This is a genomic window from Acidaminococcus sp. CAG:542 (assembly GCF_000437815.1).
In the GTDB taxonomy this organism is placed as follows: Bacteria; Bacillota; Negativicutes; order Acidaminococcales; family Acidaminococcaceae; genus Acidaminococcus.
The window spans coordinates 3,167-8,017 of the sequence record NZ_FR902105.1 but is presented as its reverse complement, the minus strand read 5'-3'; the positions used below and the strand labels follow the sequence as shown (position 1 = coordinate 8,017).

The following is a 4,851-nucleotide window of genomic DNA, read 5'->3' as shown; positions in this document are numbered from 1 at the left end:
ACAGCGGCGGAAAGAGGAGCAGGAACGGCAGAAGGAACGGGAAAAAGTCCGTCAGGAAGCCCAGGCCTATATTTACGGCCGGACGGAAGAGGCGGAACGGAAAGCCCTGGAAGACCGGGCGGTTGGACGGGAAACCTTCCGGCTCCGGCAGGAACAGAAGGCGGAAGCCCTGGAACAGAAGGAACCGGGGACCAGCCGGTTCCGGAGGCGGAAAAAGGCGGCAGCACCTGCCGGATCTGAAAAAACAGGCAAAAAAGGGACCCGGCGCCGTGGAAAACGCCGGCTGAACTGGCCCCGGGTGCTGCTGCTCCTGGGTTCCGTGGCTCTCCTGATTGCCTCCTATGTGACCCTCCACCAGCCCTGGCTGGCTTTTGGCCGGCTGGAAGTCACCGGGAACACAGTGGTGACCCTGGATGAAGTGAAGGAAATGGGGGACGCCGGTGATCCGCTGAACATCTTCAACATCAACCGGAAGAAGCTCCTTACCAGTCTCCGGAGTGACTACCGGGTGGAAAAGGCCGACCTGGCCCTGGGCTGGCCCAACATCCTCCGGGTGGTGATCACGGACCGGCAGCCGGCTCTGTATGTGGCCATGGAAGGGACCCAGTATGCCAAGCTGGATCCTACCGGCCACATTATCGGCCTGGCAGACGGAATCACCGGGGGAGACGCTCCCTTTGTGTCCGGCTGGCACATTGCCCAGGGGGAACTGGGGGATATGACGGAAGATGAAGAAATCCAGGGGATCCTGAGCTTCCTCCGGAAACTGGATCCGGAGCTGAAGGAACGGATCATGGAAATCCATGTGGACGAAAACAAGAGCCTGAAGATCTACCTGCACAACGGGATCCCGGTGATCCTGGGCACCTATGAAAATGCCCAGAGCAAGCTGAAGACCTTCAAGGCCATCTGCCAGGAACTGGAAGCCAAGAAAATCAAGGCGCAGTATATCGACCTGACCTACGAAAAACCGTATATTAAACTGTAACAAGGAGAATGCCATGGTCTTTCGCAGTCATAGAGAGAAGTTCTTCCTGTTTCTGGTGTGCCTGATCGTGGGCACCATGATATCCACTCAGTTCCGCAGCGCTGAACAGGCCAAACAGTCTGTGAACCAGCAGCGGGCGGAAGATCTGGTGGAGAAACTGAAGAACGCGGAAAAAGAAAACAAGGAACTGGCCAACCGGCTGGAAGAACTGGAGACCCAGGGAGCCGGTGGGGACAAGAAAGTCCTTAACGACCTGAAGATCAAATCCGGGGAAGTGGCCCTGAAAGGCCCCGGGGTGGTGGTCACGGTGAACGACAGCCAGGTGAAACCCAAGGCCGGGGAGAACCCCAACCTGTATGTGATCCACGATGATGATCTGCTGCGGCTTTTGAACGAACTCCGGGCCGCAGGGGCGGAAGCCCTGGCCATCAACAGGGAACGGCTGCTGGATGTATCGGAAGTCCGGTGCGCCGGGCCCACTGTTTCGGTGAACAACACCCGGTTCACCCCGCCCTACGAGATCCGGGCCATCGGGGATCCCCAGACTCTGGAAAGCGCCCTGCGGCTCCGGGGCGGAGTGGTGGAAACCCTGAAGTTCTGGGGGATTTCCGTGGACGTGAAGAAAAAGGACAGCGTGGAGATCCCTGCCTACAAGGGAACCCGTCATTTTGAATATGCCAAGGTGGAAGAGGGGGGAGCCAAATGATCTATGCCCTGTTGGGACTGGCGGCGGGCATCGCCCTGGGAGCCTATTTCCCGGTGGTGCCGCCCATGTACAGCAAACTGGTGGCCGTGGCTTTCATGGGCTGCCTGGATGCGGCGTTCGGCGGCTTCCGGTCTTCCCTGGAAGGTCATTTCGACCACCGGATCTTCCTCAGCGGCTTCTTTGCCAACGGGATCTTCGCCGTGTTCCTGTGCTATTTCGGATACCGGCTGGGAATCGACCTGTACTACGTGGCCCTGATTGCTTTCGGTCTGCGGATCTTCAACAACATCGCCATTATCCGGCGGCTGCTGATGGGGAGCTGATGGTTCGGTGAACAATCTCCGGTAAAGAAGGCAAAATTTTCCCCAAAATGGGGATGAAATATTATCTGTTAAATGGTATACTAGATATAGTGTACGAAGAAACAAACTATCCAATCACACAATAGATGAGGAGGACCATGAAACATGTTTGAGGCAGACAAAGATACGATGGATCAGCCCCTGGAAAAAATCAAGGTCATCGGTGTGGGCGGCGGCGGCAACAACGCCGTGGACCGCATGATCGAGGCCGGACTCCAGGGTGTGGAATTCGTCGCTGTGAACTGCGATGCGCAGCAGCTGAAAAAATCCAGCGCCCCCACCAAGATCCAGATCGGTGAGGACGAAACCAGAGGCCTGGGTGCAGGGGCCAACCCGGAAGTAGGGGAAAAATCTGCAGAAGAATCCAAAGACGTACTGGCAGAATGCGTGAAAGGTGCTGACATGGTCTTCATTACCGCTGGTATGGGCGGCGGTACCGGTACCGGTGCAGCCCATGTGGTGGCAGAAATGGCCAAACAGGCCGGCGCTCTCACCGTTGGCGTTGTGACCAAGCCCTTCTCCTTTGAAGGACGCCGTCGTTTCAACGTGGCTGAACAGGGGATTGCCAACCTGAAAGCCAAGGTGGATGCCCTGATCACCATCCCCAACGACCGTCTGCTCCAGGTTGTGGATAAACGGACTTCCATGAAAGATGCCTTCAAACTGGCCGATGATGTGCTGCGCCAGGGCGTACAGGGAATCTCTGACCTGATCAGTGTCCCCGGTCTGATCAACGTGGACTTCAACGACGTAAAGGCCGTTATGACCAACGCCGGTTCCGCCATGATGGGCATCGGCACCGCCAAGGGTGACGAAGGCGCTGCGGCTGCAGCTGAAAACGCTGTGAAGAGCCCCCTGCTGGATTCCACCATCGAAGGCGCCAAAGGGGTGCTGCTGAACATCACTGGCGGCCCCAACCTGAGCCTGATGGATGTGAACGAAGCCAGCAAGATCATCACCGATGTGGTGGATCCTGATGCCATCATCATCTTCGGGGCCAACATCGACGAAAGCATGGAAGACGAAATCCGTGTCACCGTCATCGCCACCGGCATCGACGAAGGGAAACCGGCTGCCGGTACCACTACCCCGAAACCTGCTTCCTTTGTAAAACCCCAGACTTCCACCAGCCGGATCACCAAGGCTGCTGAAGAAGCTGCCGGTTCCAAGGTGAGCAGCTTTACTTCTCCCACTTCGGAGATTCCGCCCTGGATCCGCAACAAATAAGGAACTGGGGGTGTAGGTTATGAAATGTCCATTCTGTGGCTGCGAAGATAGCCGTGTCATCGATTCCCGTTCCGTTGAAGAGGGGGCGTCCATCCGGCGGCGTAGAGAATGTCCCCGCTGCGGACGGCGTTTCACGACTTACGAAAAATATGAACAGATCCCTCTGTTGGTCATCAAACGGGATGGCCGGCGGGAAATGTTCGACAGCAAGAAAATCCTGGCCGGACTCCTGCGGGCCTTTGAAAAACGGCCCTTTACCTACGAACAGATCCAGTCTCTCACCAGTCAGATCGAGAACGAGATCCGGGCGTCCGGGGAAAATGAAGTGAAATCCACGAAAATCGGAGAAGTGGTCATGGCCCATCTGGAAAAGATCGACCAGATTGCCTATGTGCGGTTCGCCTCCGTGTACCGCCAGTTCGCCGACGTGAACAGCTTCATGCAGGAAATCCAGAATATGCTGGATAAGGGAAAAGGAAAGTAAATAAAAAAAGCTGTGAAAAAATGAGAAATCATTTTTTCACAGCTTTTTTTTTGTTCGCTGCCGATTTTTGCCGTTAATAGCCCGATTTTTCCACTGGGGAAGGAATTTTTCTTTGGACCTCGAAGGGTAACAGGGAAAGGAGGTGAAACAGATGGAACAGTTTCACTGGAAAGCCCGTACCCGGGAAGGACAGCTGTGCCAGGGGACCCTTTCTGCAGCCACCCTGGAGGAGGCCGGGAAGGAACTGGCCCGGCAGTATCCCTATATCCTTCAGCTACGGAGGGATAACTTCCTGGAAAAACAGTTCCAGGGGAGGCGTTCTCTGAGAGACCTGGACCGGGAAACCTTCTTCCGCCGGCTGGGACTGCTGCTCCAGGGAGGTCTGCCCATCCTCCGGGCCCTCCGGGCTCTGGAAGGCCACAGTTCCCCGGCGGTGAAGGAGCTGTGCCGGGAACTGGACCACGCCCTGGGCCGGGGCTTTTCCCTGTCCCAGGCCCTCCGGCAGCAGGAAAAGCAGGTGGGCAAGCTGGCAGGCCCTCTGGCGGCAGCAGGGGAGAACAGCGGTCAGCTGCCTCTGGTATTCCAACAGCTGGCGGTATTTTATCAGAAAAAACGGGAGAATCAGAAAGCCGTGCTCCAGGCCTGTCTGTATCCGGCGCTGGTGCTGGGCTTGTCCCTGGTGCTTACAGGAGTGTTCTGCTGGCTGGTGGTGCCCCTCTTGGGGGACCTGTACCAGTCTCTCCGGCTGGAACCGGCGGCGGGCTTCCGGCTGCTTTTTACGGTGGTCCGTAGCTTCCAGGTGCATCCTTTGGTGTTCCTGGGTCTTCTGATTCTTCAGGGAGCCGGGCTCCTTCTGGTGTGGCGGAAAAAGTCCCGGTGGCTGCCCCGGCTGCCCCTGATCCGGAACTGGGCCCGGACCTTCTGGGAAATCCGGTTCCTGGGGCTCCTGGCCCTGCTGCTTAGGGGCGGCCTGCCTCTGGACCGGGCCCTGCCTCAGGCGGCTCAGATTTTGCCGGAAGGGCCCTGCCGGACCTGTGCCAGGGCCATGGAACAGGCGGTGGTGGCAGGATCGGCCCTGGCAGGC

General features: G+C 57.5%; 6 protein-coding genes. All 6 read left to right on the top strand.

Going from position 1 to position 4,851, the window contains the following annotated elements:
• A partial coding sequence (locus QVO43_RS09205; RefSeq protein WP_288174877.1) for a cell division protein FtsQ/DivIB occupies positions 1 to 988 on the top strand: 988 nt, incomplete at its 5' end.
• Between the two features lie 13 nt (positions 989 to 1,001).
• Positions 1,002 to 1,694 carry a DUF881 domain-containing protein gene (locus QVO43_RS09200; protein ID WP_022488224.1) on the top strand — a complete coding sequence of 231 codons (693 nt, stop codon included), beginning with the start codon at positions 1,002 to 1,004 and terminating at the stop codon, positions 1,692 to 1,694.
• A complete protein-coding gene (locus QVO43_RS09195) occupies positions 1,691 to 2,017 on the top strand; it encodes a small basic family protein (protein ID WP_022488223.1) in 327 nt (108 codons plus the stop codon). The genes QVO43_RS09200 and QVO43_RS09195 overlap by 4 nt, the downstream gene beginning before the upstream one ends.
• 144 nt (positions 2,018 to 2,161) lie before the next feature.
• Positions 2,162 to 3,283, top strand: a complete 1,122-nt coding sequence (ftsZ, locus tag QVO43_RS09190; RefSeq protein ID WP_022488222.1) for a cell division protein FtsZ — start codon at positions 2,162 to 2,164, stop codon at positions 3,281 to 3,283.
• Between the two features lie 19 nt (positions 3,284 to 3,302).
• Positions 3,303 to 3,767, top strand: coding sequence for a transcriptional regulator NrdR (gene nrdR, locus QVO43_RS09185; RefSeq protein WP_022488221.1), 465 nt, complete (start codon positions 3,303 to 3,305; stop codon positions 3,765 to 3,767).
• 151 nt (positions 3,768 to 3,918) lie between these two features.
• Positions 3,919 to 4,851: type II secretion system F family protein (locus QVO43_RS09180; protein WP_288174876.1), on the top strand; the 933-nt coding region annotated here is incomplete at its 3' end.